The organism is Sphingomonas sp. MMS24-J45, assembly GCF_044881195.1.
Classification (GTDB): domain Bacteria; phylum Pseudomonadota; class Alphaproteobacteria; order Sphingomonadales; family Sphingomonadaceae; genus Sphingomonas.
This window is the reverse complement of record NZ_CP173255.1, coordinates 2,494,378-2,514,044: the sequence shown is the minus strand read 5'-3', so window position 1 is coordinate 2,514,044 and position 19,667 is coordinate 2,494,378. Positions and strand designations below refer to the sequence as shown.

Annotated in this window: 17 protein-coding genes and 1 pseudogene; 6 read left to right on the top strand and 12 right to left on the bottom strand. The window is 65.0% G+C overall.

Features of this window, described 5'->3' with window-relative positions; genetic code table 11:
• Positions 1-28 precede the first annotated feature (28 nt).
• The 9 genes and pseudogenes from AB5I39_RS12185 to AB5I39_RS12145 form a co-directional block, all read right to left on the bottom strand.
• Positions 29-313: a hypothetical protein gene (locus AB5I39_RS12185; RefSeq protein ID WP_404367128.1), complete on the bottom strand. Its 285-nt coding sequence runs from the start codon at positions 311-313 to the stop codon at positions 29-31.
• A 107-nt stretch (positions 314-420) separates the two neighbouring features.
• Complete coding sequence (gene aroC / locus AB5I39_RS12180) at positions 421-1,488, bottom strand: chorismate synthase (protein ID WP_404367125.1); 1,068 nt, start codon at positions 1,486-1,488, stop codon at positions 421-423.
• Positions 1,488-2,291 carry an enoyl-ACP reductase FabI gene (gene fabI, locus AB5I39_RS12175; protein WP_404367122.1) on the bottom strand — a complete coding sequence of 268 codons (804 nt, stop codon included), beginning with the start codon at positions 2,289-2,291 and terminating at the stop codon, positions 1,488-1,490. The genes aroC and fabI overlap by 1 nt, the downstream gene beginning before the upstream one ends.
• 14 nt (positions 2,292-2,305) lie before the next feature.
• Positions 2,306-3,247 carry a YihY/virulence factor BrkB family protein gene (locus tag AB5I39_RS12170; protein WP_404367120.1) on the bottom strand — a complete coding sequence of 314 codons (942 nt, stop codon included), beginning with the start codon at positions 3,245-3,247 and terminating at the stop codon, positions 2,306-2,308.
• Positions 3,248-3,270: 23 nt separating this feature from the next.
• The gene (locus tag AB5I39_RS12165; protein WP_404367117.1) at positions 3,271-4,191 is read right to left on the bottom strand and encodes a DnaJ C-terminal domain-containing protein; all 921 of its coding nucleotides are present in this window, start codon (positions 4,189-4,191) and stop codon (positions 3,271-3,273) included.
• A 718-nt stretch (positions 4,192-4,909) separates the two neighbouring features.
• Positions 4,910-5,800: a transglutaminase domain-containing protein gene (locus AB5I39_RS12160; RefSeq protein WP_404367114.1), complete on the bottom strand. Its 891-nt coding sequence runs from the start codon at positions 5,798-5,800 to the stop codon at positions 4,910-4,912.
• 142 nt (positions 5,801-5,942) lie between these two features.
• Positions 5,943-8,419: pseudogene (locus tag AB5I39_RS12155) on the bottom strand (circularly permuted type 2 ATP-grasp protein).
• A gap of 77 nt (positions 8,420-8,496) precedes the next feature.
• Positions 8,497-11,013 (bottom strand): DNA ligase D, encoded by a 2,517-nt coding sequence (ligD, locus tag AB5I39_RS12150; protein WP_404367111.1) that lies wholly within the window; start codon positions 11,011-11,013, stop codon positions 8,497-8,499.
• A gap of 123 nt (positions 11,014-11,136) precedes the next feature.
• The gene (locus AB5I39_RS12145) at positions 11,137-11,988 is read right to left on the bottom strand and encodes a Ku protein (RefSeq protein ID WP_404367108.1); all 852 of its coding nucleotides are present in this window, start codon (positions 11,986-11,988) and stop codon (positions 11,137-11,139) included.
• 109 nt (positions 11,989-12,097) lie between these two features.
• Between AB5I39_RS12145 and pdxH the strand changes: the two genes are divergently transcribed.
• The 3 genes from pdxH to AB5I39_RS12130 are packed head-to-tail and all read left to right on the top strand — an operon-like array spanning position 12,098 to position 14,444.
• Positions 12,098-12,676: a pyridoxamine 5'-phosphate oxidase gene (gene pdxH / locus AB5I39_RS12140; RefSeq protein ID WP_404367106.1), complete on the top strand. Its 579-nt coding sequence runs from the start codon at positions 12,098-12,100 to the stop codon at positions 12,674-12,676.
• Positions 12,673-13,617 (top strand): cation diffusion facilitator family transporter, encoded by a 945-nt coding sequence (locus AB5I39_RS12135; protein ID WP_404367103.1) that lies wholly within the window; start codon positions 12,673-12,675, stop codon positions 13,615-13,617. The genes pdxH and AB5I39_RS12135 overlap by 4 nt, the downstream gene beginning before the upstream one ends.
• A complete protein-coding gene (locus AB5I39_RS12130; RefSeq protein ID WP_404367100.1) occupies positions 13,614-14,444 on the top strand; it encodes a PhzF family phenazine biosynthesis protein in 831 nt (276 codons plus the stop codon). The genes AB5I39_RS12135 and AB5I39_RS12130 overlap by 4 nt, the downstream gene beginning before the upstream one ends.
• A gap of 4 nt (positions 14,445-14,448) precedes the next feature.
• On the opposite strand, the gene AB5I39_RS12125 is transcribed toward AB5I39_RS12130, so the two are convergent.
• Complete coding sequence (locus AB5I39_RS12125; protein WP_404367098.1) at positions 14,449-16,428, bottom strand: putative bifunctional diguanylate cyclase/phosphodiesterase; 1,980 nt, start codon at positions 16,426-16,428, stop codon at positions 14,449-14,451.
• Between the two features lie 129 nt (positions 16,429-16,557).
• Positions 16,558-17,667: a tRNA 2-thiouridine(34) synthase MnmA gene (gene mnmA / locus AB5I39_RS12120; protein ID WP_404367095.1), complete on the bottom strand. Its 1,110-nt coding sequence runs from the start codon at positions 17,665-17,667 to the stop codon at positions 16,558-16,560.
• A gap of 114 nt (positions 17,668-17,781) precedes the next feature.
• Here mnmA and AB5I39_RS12115 point away from each other — a divergent pair, with 114 nt between their 5' ends.
• From AB5I39_RS12115 to AB5I39_RS12105, 3 genes are all read left to right on the top strand, one after another.
• Positions 17,782-18,021, top strand: coding sequence for a hypothetical protein (locus tag AB5I39_RS12115; RefSeq protein ID WP_404367092.1), 240 nt, complete (start codon positions 17,782-17,784; stop codon positions 18,019-18,021).
• Between the two features lie 109 nt (positions 18,022-18,130).
• The gene (locus tag AB5I39_RS12110) at positions 18,131-18,430 is read left to right on the top strand and encodes a DUF1153 domain-containing protein (protein ID WP_404367089.1); all 300 of its coding nucleotides are present in this window, start codon (positions 18,131-18,133) and stop codon (positions 18,428-18,430) included.
• A gap of 190 nt (positions 18,431-18,620) precedes the next feature.
• On the top strand, positions 18,621-18,872 hold the full coding sequence (locus AB5I39_RS12105; protein ID WP_404374133.1) for a GlsB/YeaQ/YmgE family stress response membrane protein: 252 nt from the start codon (positions 18,621-18,623) through the stop codon (positions 18,870-18,872).
• A gap of 61 nt (positions 18,873-18,933) precedes the next feature.
• Here AB5I39_RS12105 and AB5I39_RS12100 read toward each other — a convergent pair whose 3' ends face one another.
• Positions 18,934-19,653 carry an SIMPL domain-containing protein gene (locus AB5I39_RS12100; RefSeq protein WP_404367086.1) on the bottom strand — a complete coding sequence of 240 codons (720 nt, stop codon included), beginning with the start codon at positions 19,651-19,653 and terminating at the stop codon, positions 18,934-18,936.
• Positions 19,654-19,667: the final 14 nt, after the last annotated feature.

The following is a 19,667-nucleotide window of genomic DNA, read 5'->3' as shown; positions in this document are numbered from 1 at the left end:
GGCCAATCGGATTGGGACCTGACGCCGATTACATCGGTCGCTTCTTGGTCTTCTTCTTGGTCGTCGCCGTGTCGGTCGTGGTCGTCGTGTCACTCGGCGTCTGCGTGGTCATCGTCGAGTCGGTCGGAGACGGGGCGGGGGTTGCCATCGGGTCCGGCGTCGCGACCGGATCGGGCGTCGTGCTTGGCGGGACCGGCGTCGTAGTCGGCGTCGGCATGGTCTGGGGAGCGCCGGGCGCCGGTGTGGTGGTCTGGGCAAGAGCTGCCGTCGAGAGCGTCGCAATGGCGAGGCCAGTCAAAAGTGCGATACGCATGAAATTGATCCTTTTGGTAGAATGACCTCCTTGGAGGCCGCAAGTATCAACGCACCGATTGACCTTCGGGCGCGACCTTTATCTTACCAAATGAACGCTTTGACTGATTAGCCGACTTGTCCGCGTTGTCGCAGCTTATGGTCGGCCAATACCAGCGCGACCATTGCAGCCACTACCGGCGCGCCCCGAATACCGACACAGGGGTCGTGCCGCCCCTTTGTCATGATCTCGGTCGCGAGCCCCTCACGGTCGATCGTCTCGACCGGGGTCAGGATCGAGGAGGTCGGCTTGAACGCGACCCGCAGCGTGATTGGCTGCCCGGTCGAGATGCCGCCCGCGATGCCGCCGGCGTGGTTAGCGAGGAATTCGGGACCATCGGTGCCCGGCCGCATCGGATCGGCATTGTCCTCGCCGCGCAGCGTCGCTGCCGCGAAGCCGTCGCCAATCTCGACACCTTTGACTGCGTTAATGCCCATGCACGCCGAAGCCAGATCGGCATCAAGCTTGGCGTAGAGCGGTGCGCCCCAGCCAGCAGGCACTCCGGTCGCGACGCAACCGATTACCGCCCCGAGCGACGACCCGGCCTTGCGCGCTGCATCGACCAGCCCCTCCCAACGCGCGGCAGCCTCCGCATCGGGACAGAAGAAGGGATTGCGGTCGATCTCGGCCGCGTCGAAATTGGCGGGATTGATCGCATCGCCGCCAATCGCCTCGACAAAAGCCGTGATCGTCACCTCGGGGATGACGAGCCGCGCGACCGCGCCCGCCGCTACCCGCGACGCCGTCTCGCGCGCCGAGGACCGCCCGCCACCGCGATAATCGCGAAAGCCGTATTTGGCGTCATAGGCGTAATCGGCATGGCCGGGGCGATAGGCTTTGGCGACCTCGCTGTAATCCTTTGATCGCTGGTCGACATTCTCGATCATCAGGCTGATCGGCGTGCCGGTCGTGCGCCCCTCGAACACGCCCGACAAGATGCGGACCTGGTCGGGCTCCTGCCGCTGCGTCGTGAAGCGCGAGGTGCCAGGGCGGCGCTGATCGAGGAAGGGCTGGATATCGCGCTCGCTGATCTCAATCCCCGGCGGGCAGCCGTCCACCACCGCACCGATCGCGGGACCGTGCGATTCGCCCCAGGTGGTGAAGCGGAAGAGGTGGCCGAAGCTATTGTGGCTCATCAGGCCAGCGCGATGTCCGGCGCGTCTTCGGCCTTCATACCGATCACATGATAGCCGGCATCGACATGGTGCGTTTCGCCCGTCACGCCGCTCGACAGCTCGCTCAGCAAATAGAGCCCTGCGCCACCGACATCCTCGATCGTCACGTTGCGCTTCAAGGGCGAGTTCAGCTCGTTCCACTTCAGGATCAGGCGGAAGTCGCCGATCCCGCTCGCCGCGAGCGTCTTGATCGGCCCGGCCGAGATCGCGTTGACGCGGATATTGTCGCGGCCCAGATCGACCGCGAGATATTGCACGCTGGTCTCGAGCGCGGCCTTCGCCACGCCCATGACGTTGTAATGCGGGATGACCTTCTCAGCGCCATAATAGCTGAGCGTGAGCAGCGATCCGCCATTCGGCATCATCTTGGCCGCCCGCTGCGCCACCGCTACAAACGAATAGACCGAGATGTTCATCGTCATCAGGAAATTGTCGAGCGTGGTGTCGACATAGCCGCCGCGCAGCTCGTTCTTATCGGAAAAACCGATCGCATGGACGACGAAATCGATCGTCGGCCACTCCACCGCGAGCGCCGCGAAGGTCGCGTCGAGCGCGTCCATATTGGACACGTCGCAATCGAACAGGCGCGCCACGCCCAATTGCTCGGCGAGCGGACGCACGCGCTTTTCCATCGCCTCGCCCTGATAGCTGAACGCAAGTTCCGCCCCCGCTTCGCTGAGCTTCTTGGCAATGCCCCAGGCGAGCGAGCGATCGTTTGCAAGGCCCATGATCAGCCCGCGTTTGCCTGCCATCAATTCCGTCACGCCAGCCTGTACTCCTATAGATCGTGCTGGCTCTCTACTCCCGGTTCGGGGGGTTCCGCCAGTGCCGCGTTCAAATGCGCACCAAAGACGATGCCCAGCCCCACCAGAAAGAAGAACAGCAGCGCTACGATCACCCCCGCCAAGCTGCCATAGGTGAGGCTGTAATCGGACAGCGACGACAGGATGATCGGGAGCAGCGCGGTGATCGACACCCACCAGGCGGCGGTGAACAAGGCGCCCGGCCATTTCGGGCATTTGCTCAACCGGTACTTCGACGGCGTGACCGAAAAGAACAGCATATACAAAGCGATGAACATGACGAGGCCCGGCACGACGCGCGACAGGCCGATCCACCCGGCAATATCCTGCGCAAAGGGCAGCAGCGCATAGATGAAACGCTCCGCCGCGGTCAGCACGCCCTGCACGAGGAACGAAAAGAGCGCGACAACCACCGAGACGATGATCACGAGCATGGAGCTCAGCCGATAATGCCAGAATGGCTTGTTCGATTTGACGCCGTACGCCCGCCGGAAGATATCGCGGATCGTCTCGACGAAACTGCCGACCGACCACAAGGCGACGAGCGCGCCGACCCACAGCAGCGATCCAGTGCGCGCGGCGAGCACGTCATGGATCGGCTTCTCGAGCAGCGTGCCGACGTTCGGCGGCAGGACGTGGAGGAAAGATGCAACCGCGCGCTGCGTCTCTTCACTCTGCCCCACCAGCGACGCGATCGCGGCGGCGAGGATGAAGAACGGGAACACCGTGAGAAGCGCAAGATAGGCGAGGTTGCCGGCGTGGATGAAGCCATCCGAGAACACCCCGATCACCACGCGGCGCAGCACCTGCCACGCCCGTGTCGGCAGCCGCACCGCGGGGGGCACGTCGTCGGGCCGTACCCCCGCTTCGCCATGCGCGGCGCGCTCCTCGGGCGAGACGGGGGAAATATTGCTCATCGACGTGACGCTCCTTGTCGGAGTCAGACGCCCAGCCCGTCGCGCGGGTTCCGCAAGTCCTTGTCTTTCCAGCCGGTCACGAATTCGACCAGCGCATCGTCGCCGACCGGCAGATCGACCATCAGCGTGACCAGCTGATCACCACGCGTGCCATCCTTGCGGTGGAACCCGCGCCCGCGCAGCCGAAGCACCTTGCCTGAGGTCGAGCCCTTGGGGACGGTCAGCATCACCGTCCCCTCGGGCGTCGGTACGCGGACACTGGCGCCCAGTACGGCTTCGGACAGGCTGATCGGCAGATCGAGCCGCACGTCGTCGCCCGATCGTTCGAAGAAACGATGCGGCAGGACGGTGAGCGTGACGATGCCGTCGCCATTGCCGCCCGGCCCCGGCTGCCCCTTGCCCGCCAGGCGCATCTGCGCGCCGCTTTCGAGACCGGCGGGAAGCTTGAGGTCGATCGTCTTGCCATCGCCGAGCGTGATCCGCTGCGGCTTGGCGGTCACCGCGTCGACGAAGGACACGTCGAGCTTGTAGAGAATGTTGCCGCCCTTCTCCCGCGACCGCCCGAAGCCGCCGGTGAAGCCGCCGCGCCCGGTGCTCGAAAACATGTTTTCGAAGATATCGCTGAGATCGGGGCCATCGGACTGGAACCCGCCGCCGCCGGGGCCGGGTCGGAAGCCGCCGGGGTTGCCGCCGCCACCGCCGAAGCCGAACGGCGAAGTCGGGTTGCCGTCGCCGTCGATCTCGCCGCGATCGAAGCGGGCGCGCTTGTCCTTGTCGTTGAGCAGATCATAGGCGTTGGTCACCGCGCTGAAGCGGTCGCTCGCCTTGGGATTGTCCTTATTCTTGTCGGGATGCAGCTCCTTGGCGAGCTTGCGATACGCCTTCTTGATCTCCGCCTCGGTCGCGGTGCGGGCGACGCCCAATGTCGTATACGGATCGGCCACGTTGTACCCCAATGTCCTGTGCCGCCTATTTGGGGGATCGCGCGGCGGAGTGCAACGCGGCGGTGCGCGATAGGTGTGTTATATTAGTGATACGCATAACGTCACACTTGAGTCGCACCATCGGGGGGTGTTGCGGGGTGGGCGGCAGCGATTTGATCGTGATCGGCGAGCGGATCATGCGTAATAATAGCATAGAGCTGGGGACGTAGGACAGAACGCGCATTGCGCCCCAATTGCGGATGTTAGTAGCCGTTCCAAAGCATATTGAAATCGGCAGGGACCCGAACCCCACTATAAAGCGCTGCGACGGTTTGCGCGGGCACAACAGGCGCGCCGGATAGCGCGACGGTCCACGCAAACGCCCGCCTTCTATTTGCGTTACCTGACCGCCAAATGATCCCGCTAATGCAGAAGAGCGCCAGAAGTATGATCGGGGGCCACACGAAAACGCCGATGGCGGCGGCGGTGCGCCACCCCTCTGGCCCATAATAAGTTTGCGCTAAAAACCAGCCGAAGCCGAAAACATGACCCCAAATTAGGTTCGTTCCCCACTGCCCGAGGAGAACTCCAAAAATCAGCGACGGGACAATCGTGCACATCGCCCATGGCACTGCAACTGAGATGATCCTGAAATTCCGCTGAGGCATGGGGCAATACTATCAGGCCGAAATGCAGACGCCGTGGATCAACCGTCCGCAATCCGCCGATTCGAAGTCCCCTACCCCACCATTTCCAGCACAGGCGCGACATCGACGCTGACATCCATCTTTTGCGCGCTGGACCCCAGCACCACGCCGTCGATCGGTGCGATTTCGCCGTAATCGCGGCCGATCGCCATGACGATATGGTCGCCCGCCATCCAGATGCCGTTGGTCGGATCGACCCCGACCCAGCCGAGCTCGGCCCCGCACCACAGCAATACCCAGGCGTGCGTCGCGTCGGCCCCGACCAGCCGCGCCTGCCCCGGTGGCGGGATCGTGCGGATATAGCCCGAGGCGTAGGCCGCGGGCAGGCCCGCCGCGCGCAGGCCCGTAATCATGATCTGCGCGAAATCCTGACACACGCCGCCGCGCTTCAGGAAGGCTTCGTGCGGGGGGGTGTCGACCAGAGTGGCGGTCCGATCGAACGCGAAATCGTTCTGGATGCGCTGCGCGAGCGCGATCGCGGCGTCGAGCGCCGGGCGATCGGGCTGCAAATCCTGCGCGCACCACTCGGCGATATCGCGGTCGAGCGGGATCAGCGGCGAGGGGAAGAGGTAATTGGCGGGGCCAGCCGGCGACGGATCGCGGCTGGCGCGCGCGGCGGCGGCGATTTCGGCCAGCGCGGGCGATCCGTTCGACGGCATCGGCACCGGGCGATCGACCGCGATCCGCGAAACGCTTTCGATCGTGAGGTGGCGGACAGGCTCATCGACCACCATCCGCATGACATTGGCGAGGCCAGCTTCCGCTCGCGCGGGGGAGACCCGGCCCGAGGGCGAGATGGTGAGTTTGTAATCGAGCAGATCCTGGCCCGACCAATGGATCGGCTTGAGGCGAAGGTTGCAGCGGGCAAATTTGACGTTCGCGCCGTAATCGAAGCGCGTGATGTGGCGGATGTCGTAGATCATCTTCTGCCTCCCCTCCCTGAAAGGGAGGGGTTGGGGGTGGGTTGGTATGGGGAGAGGACGGCGTTCCCAACCGGCCGACCCACCCCCAGCCCCTCCCTTCCAGGGAGGGGAGAAAGGCTGATCCAGCGCACCGCAAAATCCCTCATGCCAAAGTCATCCCTGCCGCCCGCAGCGGTTCCGCGCCTTGCAGGAAGTACCGCCGGGCAATCGCCTCGGAGAGCTGAAACAGCCGCCGCTCGACATCGCCCAACACCTCCGCATCGAGCGTCGCGGCGGTCGCGGTCGAGACGATTGCGGTCAGCACCGTGCCCTGAGCCTGTTGCGGCTCCTCCATCCCGTCATCTTCCAGCACCGGCAGCGCGGCCAAATGCTCGCAAATCCGGCAGATCTGGAAGGCGAGCGAGCGCGGATTGCCGGGGTCGAGCGCGACGAGATCCACCACGGGAACGCGCGCGATGCCGGTCAGATAACGCTGGCGATAGCTGATCTGGCTGTCCGCCAGATCGAGCAAGGTGGAGAGATCATCAAGGCTCGCCTGCGCCATGCCGAACGCGCGGACGGCGCGCGTCACGGTCTGGGCGCGCTCCAGCCGACGCCCGAGATCGTGGAAACGCCACGCGGCGGTGCGCCCCATATGCTCCGCCGACAGGCCCGACAAAGCGGCATAGCGGCGCTGCAGCGATCCGGCGCGATCGAGCATCCCGCCCTTGGTGGGATAGGGCGCGTCGAGCAGCCGCACGACATCCGCCGCAAGCCGATCCCGCGAGCCCTTTCCAATCCCGCGCGCGAGGCGATTGATCGCGCGGACGCTGTGCCAGTTGCCATCCTCCATCGCGGTGCGCGCGAAAGCGGACAGATCGGATCGGCGCAGCGACGGCGGGTGTGGCGCGCCGCCAGCATTGACCACGAGAGCGACCAAGCGCCCGACCGTTTCCGGTGCCAATGCAGCGCCGGCATCGGCATCGATCGAATTGCCGAGCATCACGCGGATCACGCCGAGCAGTGCCTCGCCGCGTTCGAGGTAACGCCCGAGCCAGAAGAAATTGTCGGCGACGCGGCTGGGGAGCGTGCCGGGGTTGCGCCGGACATGCACGGTATCGGCGGGGGCAGCAGCGAGATCGGCGCAACTTCCTCTCCGCCATGCACCACGACATCGGCCGACCAGCACCCCTCGCCCATCACCGACGCGCGGGGATCGGGATGTTCGGCGATGCGCGCGAAGCCGCCGGGGAGCACCGTCCACTTCCCATCGGCACCGCGCGCGGCGAACACGCGCAAGGTGAAGGGGCGCGCGGCGAGGCCGCTGTCGGTGACGACCGGCATGGTCGACAGGCGCACGATTTCCTGCCCGACATAATCCTGCGGGCGGCGCGTCATGTCGTCGAGCAGCGCCGCGCGCGCTTGCCCGGAGAGATCGGCGCCGGCCACGGCGATCCCGTCCGGCAGACCGAGCGGCGCCACACCGAAGGCAGAGCCGATCAGCAGGTGATCGAAATCCTCGCGCACGCTGGCGCACGCCTGATCCTGCCCGCACCACCAGGTCGCGATATTGGGCAGGATGAGATCCTTGCCCGTCTCTCGCACGCACAGCCGCGGCAGGAACGCCCCGAACGCGGGCGATTCGAGCACCCCCGCCCCCGCCGTGTTGGCAAGCACGACATTGCCTGCCGCAGTCGCGTCGATCAGCCCCGCGACGCCGATGTGCGAATGCGAATCGAACGCCAGCGGATCGAGCAGGCGCGGGTCGACGCGGTGCCACAGGGCATCGACGCGCTTCAGCCCGCCGATCGTGCGGACGTAGAGCTTGTCCTCCAGCGCGGCGAGATCGGCCCCCTCGACCAGCAAAAAACCGAGATAGCGCGCGAGGTGCGCCTGTTCGGCATAACTGGCGGAATAGCGGCCCGGCGTCAGCAGGCCGATGCGCGGCTCGACCCGGCGACAGGCGGCGGCGAGGCCATCGCGGAATGCCGCGAAGAAGGATGCGTGGCGCTGCACGTTGAGGCGCGCCTGCAAACCGTCGAGCGTGCGCGCGATCGCGAGGCGGTTTTCGAGCGCATAGCCCGCCCCCGCCGGGCTGCGCAGATGGTCGGCCAGCACGCGCCATTCGCCATCTGGCCCGCGCCCGAGATCGACCGCGATGAATTGCAGATGATGCCCGCCCGAGGGCACCAGCCCCTGCATCGGGCGCAGGAAGAAGGGCGACCCGCCGACCAATGCCGCCGGGATCAGCCCGCGTTCGACCAGTTTCGCGTCGCCATAAAGATCGGCGATGACGTGCTCGAGCAGATCGGCGCGTTGCACGATCCCGGCCGCGATGGTGCGCCATTCCTCGGCCGCGATCATCAGCGGGATCGGCGACAGCGGCCACGGCCGCTCCTCGCTTTCCCCGATAATACGGAAGCCGGTGCCGATATCCTCGGCATGGCGCTGGACACGTTCGCGGGCCTGGCCGAGATCGTCGCCAGCCACCGCGGCAAGTTCCTCGAACATCGTGCTCCACGCCGGATCGTCGCTCATCGCGAGCACGTCGCCCTTCAGCGTGCGCGCACGATATTCCGCGATCCAGCGCGCGGCGTGCGTGGCCGGGTCCAGCAACGATGGTGCAGGCGCTGTGGCCAATCGAAATTCCCGGGTCCGTGCCGCTCAAGCCGACATGGCCACAATCGCTTCGCAGGTGCAACCGTGGAAATCGCGTATCAGATATCGGGCAGTACCTGATCCGCCATGCCCCAACCGGCAAGATCACGCGATGCGGCACGCGCAACGAGTTCGGCCGCATCGCGCACGCCCCAGCGCGCGGCGGTCTCGATATCGCGCAGCTCGGTCCACGAGACCGGCGCGGCGACCGGTGCGCCGGCGCGGGCGCGCGCGACGTAGGGCAACACCGCCGTGCTGCCGCGTTGGTTGCGCAGCCAGTCGATGAAGATGCGGCCCTTGCGCTTCGCCTTGGACATGGTCGCGACGAAGCGATCCGGCTCCGCCTCGCCCAGCGCGCGGGCAAAGCGATCGGCGAAATCCTTGACCGCGGGCCAGTCCGCCTGGGGGGTGAGCGGCACGACGACATGCACGCCCTTCCCGCCCGACAGCATCGCGAAGCTGACCAGGCCCAGTTCGGCGAGATGCTCCTTCAGATCGGTCGCGGCCTTCTTCACGACATCGAAGCCAAGGCCTTCATCCGGATCGAGGTCGAACACCATGCGATCGGGCTGTTCGAGCGTCGCGACCGAGGAGCCCCAGCCGTGAAACTCGATCGTGCCCATCTGTACGCAGGCCACCAGCCCATTGGCATCGTCGACGTAGAGATAGTCTTCGCTCGACCCGTCTTTTTCGCGGATCGGCACCTTGTGGACATGTTCGCCCTGAAAGCTGCCGGCGTCGTGCTTCTGGAAGAAACAGGCCTTGGCGCGGCCTTGCGGGCAGCGCACCAGGCTGATCGGGCGGTTGGCCGCCCAGGGCAGCATGATCGGGGAGACCTGAGCGTAATAATCGGCCAGTTCGCCCTTGGTGACGTTCAATTCGGGGAAGATCACGCGGTCGCGGTTGCTGACCTTGATATGGATTTCGGGCGTGTCGAGCGCGATCGGTTTCTCCGCCATCACCTCCGACGCCGCCTTGTCCTCGCGCAGGCCGAGGAAGCTCGAATGGCGCAGCACGCCGTCGGGGGTGGTTTCGGCATAGGCGACTTCGGCGACCAGCTTCGGCGTCACCCAATGCGCGCCCCGCACCGCCGCGCGCGGCGCGGTGACGGTCGGGGTCTTGCGCTCGATCTTGGCAAGGCGCTCCTGCAAATCGAGCATCGTCGCGGTGCCGAACCCGGTGCCGACCTTGCCCGCATAGACCAGCCCGTCGGGGCCATTCAGCCCGAGCAGCAACGACGCAAACCCGCGCGACTTCGCGCTGGGCGTCCAGCCGACGATGACAAATTCTTGGCGCTGCGTGCATTTGATCTTGAGCCACGCCTGGGTGCGCTTGCCGCGGTACGGCGCGTCGGCGCGTTTCGAGACGACGCCCTCATAGCCTTCGCGGCACATCGTCTCGAACAATTGCTCGCCCTGGCCGATGATGTGGTCGGAATATCGGACGCGCGGGTCCTTGCCGTCGATCAGCGGCGCGAGCCGCTCTTTCCGCACGAGGTTGGCGAGACCGGTCAGATCCTCGCCATCCAGCTCTAGCAGGTCGAAAGCGAAGAACGTCATGGCGCGCCCCTCGGAGATGGCATTCTTGAGCGTCGAGAAATCGGGCTTGCCGTCCTTGAACGCGACAATCTCGCCGTCGAGCAAGGCGGTTTTGACCGGCAGTTTTGCGACGGCATCCGCGATCGCCTGAAACTTGTCAGTCCAATCGAGGCCGGAGCGGGTGTAGACCGTCGCCTTGCCCTTCGCGACAGCGATCAGCGCGCGATAGCCGTCGTATTTCACCTCGTGCAGCCATTGGCTGCCGGTCGGGACTGAGTCGACGAGGGTGCAGAGCTGGGGTTCCCTAAATCCTCCCCCGGGAACCGGGGAGGGGTACTCACTCGGCTTCTTCAGCCGAGTGGTGGAGGGGGCCTCGCCAAGAGCGCCACGCTTGTGGCCCCCCTCCACCGTTCGCGGAATGCTCACGGTCCCCCTCCCCCGGTTCCCGGGGGAGGATTTGGGTTTCTTGCCCTCGGCGATCTCCGCCATCGTGCGACCGGTGGTCACACTCGTCAGGCCCGTTTCGACCAGCGTATCGGTGCCGCCGCTCTCGGCATCCTCGACCTTGCGCAGCAGCCAGTTCTCGCCTTTTTCTTTCCCGCGCGGCTTCAGGCGGATCAGGATCCATTCGCCCTTCATCCGCTGGCCATCGAGCACGAAGTGGAGGTGGCCCTTGTCGATGTCTTTGGCACTCTTGCCCGCAATCGGGGACCAGGTGCCGCTGTCCCACAGCATCACCGTGCCGCCGCCATATTCGCCCGCCGGGATCGTGCCTTCGAAATCGGCATAGGACAGCGGATGGTCCTCGGTGCGGACCGCAAGGCGCTTCTGGTCCGGGTCGATCGAGGGTCCGCGCGTGACCGCCCAGCTTTTCAGCACGCCGTCCACCTCCAGCCGGAAATCCCAATGCAGCCGGCTGGCGTCGTGCTTCTGCACGATGAAGCGGTTGCCGTGGCCGGGTTCGAGTGTTCCCGCCGGCTCCGCCGTCTTCGCGAAATCGCGCTTTGCGTTGTAGCGGGCGAGCGGGTCGGTGGTCATCTGCTCCCCTCCCTGAAAGGGAGGGGTTGGGGGTGGGTTCGTGTGAGGCTGGCGGGGCCGCGCGACAACAGGCCGACCCACCCCCAGCCCCTCCCTTCCAGGGAGGGGAGGAAGAGAGAGGACTCAGGCACGTTTCTTGGCCGGGGCGCGCTTGGCGGGGGCCTTTTTCGCGGCGGGCTTGGCGTCGGCGGACCCCATCGACTTCTTCAGCGCCGCCATCAGATCGACGACGTTCGATCCCTTCGCGGGCGCATCGTCGCCTTTGTCCTCGATGATCTTGCCGCCCTTCGACTTGCGCTTGCGCTCGATCAGGTCGCGCAAAGCGTCGACGTAGCGATCGTGAAAATCCTGCGGGTGAAACGCCGCAGTCTTCTTTTCGATCAGCGCCTCGGCCAGATCCATCAGATCGTCGTCGGGCTTGTCGTCCGGAATGTCGCGGAAATAGCCTTGTGCCTTGTTGACCTCATCGGCGTAGCGCAGCGTTTCCAGAACCATGCCGCGCCCGCACGGCTTAAGGCTGACGACATATTCGCGCCCGCGCATCGCAAGCTGGCCAAGCCCGACCTTCTTGGTCCGCCGCAGCGCCTCGCGCAGCACGATGAACGCTTCCTCGGCCAGATCGTCGGCGGGGACCACGAAATAGGGCTTTTCGTAATACAGCACGTCGATCTCGCTCGCATCGACGAATTGCGTCAATTCGAGCGTCTTCTTGGATTCGAGCTTTACCGCGTCGATCTCGTCCTGTTCGAGCAGGACGTAGGAGCCCTTTTCATATTCGAACCCCTTCATGATCTCATCGGTATCGACCGGGCCGACCCCGGTGACGACCTTGTCGTAATGGATCGGCTTGCCGGTGGGTTCGTGGATTTGCTTGAAGCTGACGGCCGCGCCTGATTTCGTCGCCGAATAGATTTCGACCGGAATAGACACCAGAGCCAGCCTTATCTGTCCCTGCCAATAGGCGCGTGCGGCCATTAGAGCGTCCCCTTCAGCGCAAACCATCGTTGCGAAAACGATTCAATCCCCGAGCGGCGGAGTCGTTCCGTTGCTCGACAGCGAAGGCGCGTCGCCGTAAAGCGACGCGATGACGCAAGACCCCTTTGCCCTGTTCGACAGCTGGTATGCCGAGGCGCGCGCAAGCGAGCCGAACGACTCCAACGCGATGGCACTTGCGACCGTGAATGCGCACGGCATCGTCTCGTCACGGATGGTACTGCTGAAAGGGCATGGGCCCGACGGGTTCGTCTTCTACACCAACCGCCACAGCCGCAAGGCGCGCGATCTGACCGAGGATGCCGCGGTCGCGTTGCTGTTCCACTGGAAATCGCTGCGTCGCCAGATTCGGATCGAAGGGCGCGTGAGCATGGCGAGCGACGCCGAGAGCGATGCCTATTTCGCCAGCCGTAGCCGCGATTCGCAGCTTGGCGCCTGGGCATCCGACCAGTCGCGGACGATGCCGGACCGCGCTACTTTCGAAGCGCGGTTCGAGGCGATGAAAACACGCTTCGAGGGGCAGGACGTGTCCCGCCCGCCGCACTGGGGCGGCTATCGCGTCACGCCCAGCGCAATCGAATTCTGGCAGGACCGCGCGCACCGCCTGCACGAACGCACGTTCTACACCCGCTCCGGCACCGGCTGGACCAGCGAGTTGCTCTACCCGTGACGGAGGAACAACGCCGCGCGATTCCCTTCGCCGTCCGCGCCGCGATCGCGAGCGTGGCGATGGCGACTTTCCTGATCGCGCTCAAGTCCTGGGCCGCCTGGACGACCGGATCGGTCGCGATGCTTGGGAGCCTGGCCGATTCCGGGCTCGATCTGCTGGCAAGCGCGGTCACGCTGTACGGCGTGCGGCTGGCCGCGACGCCGGCCGACCACGACCATCGCTTTGGTCATGGCAAGGCCGAGTCGCTCGCCGCGCTCTTTCAGGTGATGCTGATCACCGCATCCGCCGCCGGCATCGCCTGGCGCGCGATTCAGGCGCTTGGCAGCGATGCGCCGAAGCAGGACGCCGAGTTCGGCATTGGCGTGTCGCTGGTTGCGATCGTCGCTACGATGGGGCTGCTGGCTTATCAGCGCAGCGTGATTCGCAGGACCGGATCGGTCGCGATCGTTGCCGACAACGTGCATTATCAATCGGACGTGCTGCTCAACGGATCAGTGATCGTTGCGCTGGTGCTCGATCAGTATTTCGGATGGCATGACGCGGATCCGATTTTCGGGATCGTGATTGCGTTGTGGCTGGCGTGGGGTGCGTTCCGCGCATCGTCGAGTGCGATCGACCATTTGATGGACAAGGAATGGCCCGAGGAACGCCGCGCCGAGTTTATCGAGGTCGCCGCGCGGCAACCGGGAATCAAAGGCATTCACGATTTCCGCACCCGCCATTCCGGCGCGCATGATTTCGCGCAATTTCACATGGAAGTGGCCGGCGACATCACCGTGGCAGAGGCGCATAAGGTGGTCGAGGGCGTCGAGCGCGCGTTGCACCGCGCCTTCCCCAAGGTCGAGGTGCTGATCCATCTCGATCCGGAAGGCCATGTCGATACCGACAATCCGCTGATCGAAGCCGACGTCACGCCCCCCTGGTTCGGGAAACGCGCATGAGAATTCCGATCGTCCAGATCGACGCCTTCGCGGCGAAGCCATTCGAGGGCAATCCGGCGGCGGTGATGCCGCTTGCTGCCTGGCTGGAAGACGAGGTGCTGCAGGCGATCGCGGCGGAGAACAACCTCAGCGAAACCGCCTTCCTCGTCCCCGACGAGAGCGAGGCGAGCGATTTCGAATTACGCTGGTTCACGCCGACCGCCGAAGTCGTGCTGTGCGGCCATGCGACGCTCGCCAGCGGGCATTTCGTCCTGTCGAGCGATCCGGAACGCGACATGGTGCGCTTCCGCACGCGCAAGACCGGCATTCTTTCGGTCGCCCGCGCGGGTGCAGGATACGAACTGGCGCTGCCCGCCTGGGGCCCCGCGCCGAAGCCGCTGCCGCACATCGTCGCAGCGCTCGGGCTGGAGTCGGCGGTCGAGACGCTGTGGCATCCGCATCGCTATGCGCTGATCGTGCTGGAAGACGCCGCGCAGATTCGCGCTCTGGACCCCGATTTTCGCGCGCTCGGGCGGCCGTCGCCCGCCGATCCCGAAAATGGTCCCGATGCGGAGGTCGATGTGCTTACGATCGTAACCGCGCCTGGTGAGGACACCGACGTGATCAGCCGCGTGTTCGCCCCCGGTGCGGGGATCGACGAGGATCCGGTGACGGGATCGGCGCACGCCGTAATGACGCCCTATTGGGCGGCGCGACTGGGGCGCGATAGCTTCACCGCCTATCAGGCGAGCGCGCGGGGCGGGCATCTGACCTGTCGGCTCGACGGGGATCGCGTGGTGCTCGGCGGGACGTGCGTCACCGTGATCGAGGGTACGTTCTTCCTGTAAAGGCTCAGGCGACCGCACGGCTGGCGCGGGCGTCGAACAGGACGACCGAGGATTCGTTGCGCAGCGCGGCGCGATGGTCGCGGTCGCACGCCACTACTGCCTGCTCCGTAGTCAGCGGGCGCGACAGGAAATAGCCCTGCAGCTTCTGCACGCCGAGCGTGCGCAGCAAGTCGTGCTGCGCCGCGCTTTCGACCATTTCGGCCGTCACCGGCGCACCGATTGCGTTGCACAAGTGCAGCACGCCCACCAGCAGATCGCGCGCCGACGGGCTTTCCATCAGCGAGGAGATCAGGCTGCCATCGAGTTTGATCCCGTCAAACTGCAACTCGCGCAGATAGCCGATCGAGGCATAGCCCGCGCCAAAATCGTCGAGAAGGATCCGCACGCCACCCTTTTGCAGGATCGCGAGCGCGGAGCGCGCCGCCGCGAAATCACCCAGCAACGCGGTTTCGGTCACTTCGATCGAGAGGCGGCCGGGGTCGAAGGCGTGGCGCTTCAACACCGCCAGAATCTCGTCGGCGACGCTGGGCGTATTGAGTTCGGCACCGCTGAGATTGAATGACAGGCCGACATGATCGGGCCATTGCGCCGCGGCGGTCAGCGCGAGCGACAGCAGGTGCATGGTCATCGCGCGCGTGATGCCGGCTTGTTCCGCCAGAGGGATGAATTCCGCCGGGGAAATGACGCCAAGCGTCGGGTGGGTCCAGCGCGCGAGCGCCTCGAACGCGATGATCCGGCCCGTCACGGCATCGACCACGGGTTGATAATGGAGCGAGATCAGGTCGTTCTCTTCGGACGTCGCAAGCGCCTGTTCGACCAGCAGGCGGCGGCGGTACATCGCCTCCATGTCCGGCGTGAACAGCAGAATATCCGAGGTGCGCGCACGCTTCGCCTCATACATGGCCAGATCGGCGCGATTGATCAGCGCGAGCGTGGTTTCGGCCTGCGAGAGTTCTTCCGCCATGCCGATCGACGCGCGCAAGCGGAACACCTGCGTACCTACGATAAAGGGTTCGACAAAGGCGCTGCCCATCTTGGCGATCCGCTCGCGCGCCTCCGCCAGCGTGTCCACATCACGCAGCAGCACCGCGAATTCGTCCCCGCCGAGCCGCGCGACCAAGGCATCGCCGATGCGCAATTCCTGAAAGCGCCGCCCCGCCTCCATCAGCAAGGCATCGCCGGTGCGGTGGCCGTAGGTGTCGTTGATCAGCTTGAACCCATCAAGATCGATCATCCCCATGGCGAGCGGCAAATGCGGCTGTTCGGCCGACAGGCGCGCCAGTTCGTCCAGAAAAGCGCGACGATTGGGCAGCCCGGTCAACGCATCGCGGTAGGCGAGTTCGCTCACCTTGCGCTTTTCGGCGGTGATGCTGCTGCGGGTTTCGACCAGATGGCGCAGCCGTTCATGCTGGCTGTAGATTTTGCCGATGACCAGCGGGGCGATCAGCAGGATGTTGGTCCCCATGCTGACCAGCAGCAAATCGCCGGTCAGGATCAGGGTCAGCGACACGGGGATCGTACCCATCGCGATCACGATATAGGCAGCAAGCGGCAAGCTCGACAGGCAACTGGCGGTGGAGATGGTGCACAGCGCCGTGAACAGGGCGACATAGGTTCTTCCCTCAATGCCCGATCGCGCGATGAGCGCGGTCCATACGACGAGCCCGAGTGCGACGACACTGGCCGCCGCAAGCGTCGTGTTCATCGATCGGCGCATTTGCGGAATCGTCGCGGTGGCGACCGCGTGGCGCGTGCGGTGCAATCCGATGAGGCGACCGATGATCGTGACGCCGACCAAAGCCGGCGCGACGAACACCGCGTTGCCGACGTCGCGCGCGGAGACGAGCGCCAGGAACGCCATGTTGATGATAATGGCGAGGTACATCATCGGCACCTGCGGGCGCAGCGTGCGATATTGTTCGGTCAGCAGCGCATCGCTGGAATGCCAGTGCGACAGGCTTTCGAGAGAGAGATTACGAAACATCGACGATCCCAGTTCGGGCCTGTCGGACGCTAACGCGAATCGATCTGGCGGGCCCGATCTATCCATTTTAGACGCGGGTCGAACGATCGGAATTGTACGTACGCTTTTCGAATCCGTGCCGAACGCGGTTCAGGCGGGCACCGCCACGATGCCGCTCGTCTCCTCGATCCAGCCGCCGCCCAGCACACGGTCCCCGGCATAGAGTACGGCAGCCTGCCCCGGCGCGACGCCATATTCGGGCGCTTCGAAGCGGACGCGATCGCCATCGAAGCGCGCCGCGACCGGCTTGGCGAGCGAGCGCACCTTGGCCGTCATCGGCCCGGCATAGCCGCCGGCGAGCCAATTGACGCCGCCCAACCGCGCCGCGCCGACCGCAAGCGCCGCCTTGGGCCCGACCACGACCTGATTGGTCGCGGGATCGAGCCGGATTACGTACAGCGGCTCGGGCGTGCCACCGATCTCCAGCCCGCGGCGCTGCCCGACGGTGAAGTGGATGAGACCACGGTGCTGCCCCAGCACGCGTCCCGCTTCGTCGACGATCGCACCGCTGGTATCCGCCTCGGGCCGCAATTTCTTGACGAGCGAGGCGTAATCGCCGTCGGGCACGAAGCAGATATCCTGGCTGTCGGGCTTACCAGCCACGCCGAGGCCCAGTTCCGCTGCCAGTTCACGAACGCGGGGCTTGGGTAGTCCCCCGAGCGGAAAGCGCAGATAATCGAGCTGCGCCTGCGTCGTCGCGAACAGGAAATAGCTCTGGTCGCGCGCCGGATCGGCGGCGCGGTGTAGTTCCGCGCCGTCCGCTCCCATCACGCGGCGTACATAATGGCCGGTCGCCAGGCAATCTGCGCCGAGATCGCGCGCGGCGGCGAGCAGATCGGTGAATTTCGGCCCCATGTTGCACTGGATGCAGGGAATCGGCGTGCGCCCGGCGAGATATTCGTCGGCAAAGCGATCGATTACGGACTCGCGGAAACGCGTCTCATGGTCAAAGACATAGTGCGCGATGCCCAGCCGATCGCACACCGCACGCGCATCGCGAATGTCGCGACCGGCGCAGCACGACCCGGCGCGCCCGACCGCTTCGCCATGATCGTAGAGTTGCAAGGTGATGCCGATCGTCTCCGCACCCGTACGCGCGGCGAGCGCCGCCACGACCGACGAATCGACCCCGCCCGACATCGCCACCACGATCCGCTTGCCCTTCAGATCGGGGCCCAATTGGAAATCCACATCATCCATCGCCGCGCAGATAGGCGCTCCCAGCGGTCTATGCAAAAAAACGGATCGGGCTTTACCCGACCTTTAGGACCTTGCCGTTAGACCGGCCCTCCGCACCCCAACCCGGAAGCGCCTGTGGACCTGAGTTTTACCCGTTTCGAAGCCGATGTGACGGTAACGGCACTGCCGCCGGACCTGGCCGTCCTAATGGTTGGCGTGGCGGCGCGTCAGGCAGCGAGCCCGACTGCTATATTGCAAGCGGCGCTCACCGCTAACGCAGCTCTGCCCGACCGCTTCACGCCGGCCCACGGTGCCTTCAACCTCGCCGTTGCGCGCCTGTTAAGCAGCGATGCCCGCAACGACGGGGAGCCGTAGATATGAAAATGCTGTTTACCGAGCCGCTTTAGGCGACGTTCAAGACCACTGATTATACGCCGTCACTAGGAATGGAGGGGGCCCCCCGCCCCGACATGAGGTTTCAACAATGATCGAAAACCAGAAGATACGTCCGGCCAAAGTCATCGGCCCGCTCGGAGAGCCGCTGACGCTCGAGACGCTGCCACCGCCCGAGACGACCCGCTGGGTCGTGCGGCGCAAGGCTGAAGTCGTTGCCGCGGTGAATGGCGGACTGCTGTCTGTCGACGAAGTGTGCGAGCGCTATAATCTGACGGTCGAGGAATTCGCCGGCTGGCAGCGCGCAATCGATCGCTCGGGAATGCCGGGCCTGCGCGTGACTCGCATCCAGCATTACAAATCGCTGTACGAGCGCCAGCAGAAGTACTGACGTTTTCGCGCGCGGCTCCTGGGGGGTGCCGCGGTCAAATACGGTCGGCCCGTTGCTCATCCGAGCGGCGGGCCGATCGCTTTCTGGCAGGGTCGATCATCTTCTCGAAGCGCACCCGGAACAAAAGTCGTCGCTCGTGAGTCTTGTCCCCGTATCCCCGGAAGCACCCGGGCAAATGGAGGGCAAAATGATCGGTCTTATTGTTTGGCTTGTAGTCGGTGGCGTGTGCGGTTGGCTTGCCAGCATGGTGATGCGGACCGATGGTCAGCAAGGTATCATTCTGAACATCGTCGTTGGCATCATTGGTTCTGTTATCGCGTCGTTCCTGTTCGGCGCTGGTATCAACCAGGCGATCACGGTTACGACGTTCCTGTATTCGCTGATCGGCGCGATCATCTTGCTCGCGATCGTCAACTTGGTTCGTCGCGGCGCAGTTCGCTAAACGCGGCAACCTGACGCAGACAAAAAAGGGCCGCGGAGCACATGCTCCGCGGCCCTTCTTGTTATTTCAGCAGGAAACGCACCGTCAGGTTGACCGATACCTCGGCTTCGCCCGCCGCGATCGGCGTGGAATCAGCCGCCTTAGCGCGCGCCATGAACACCAACGGCGGCGCGGGCGAAGCGCCGTCGTTCGATCCGCTTTCCGAAATCGAAACGATCCGCGCGACCGTCAACCCGGCCGCCTTGGCATAGAGTTCGGCGCGCGCGCGCGCGATCTTTACCGCAGAGACCCGAGCTTCATCGAGCGCCGCGTCGGGCTGATCGATCGACAGATTGGGCCCATCGATCTGATTGGCACCCTCGCCCACCAGCACATCCAGGATCGCGCCGGATTTCGCGATGTCGCGGAAACGCACCGACACGCTGTTGCTCGCCTGATAGCCGGTGATGACCGGTGCTTGCCCATCGGCATAGCGATATTGCGGGCTGAGCGAAACATTGGCGGTGCGGATGTCACGCACCGCGACGCCTGCCTTCTTGAGCGCAGCCAGAACGCGCGTCATCCGCGCCGAATTCTCCGCCAGCGCCGCCGCAGCGGTTTGCCCCTGCGTCGTCACGCCGGCGCGAATCGTTGCCACATCAGGAACGCGGGTGGTGTGCCCCTCGGCAGACACGTCGAGCAGTGTGCCATCGGGCGCAATCAGCGGCGCGGTCTGAGCCGACACGGCACTTGCCGCACCCAGCAGCAGCGCGGGGGCCAGAAAAAGGAAACTCGAACGCATTGCAGTCACTCCCG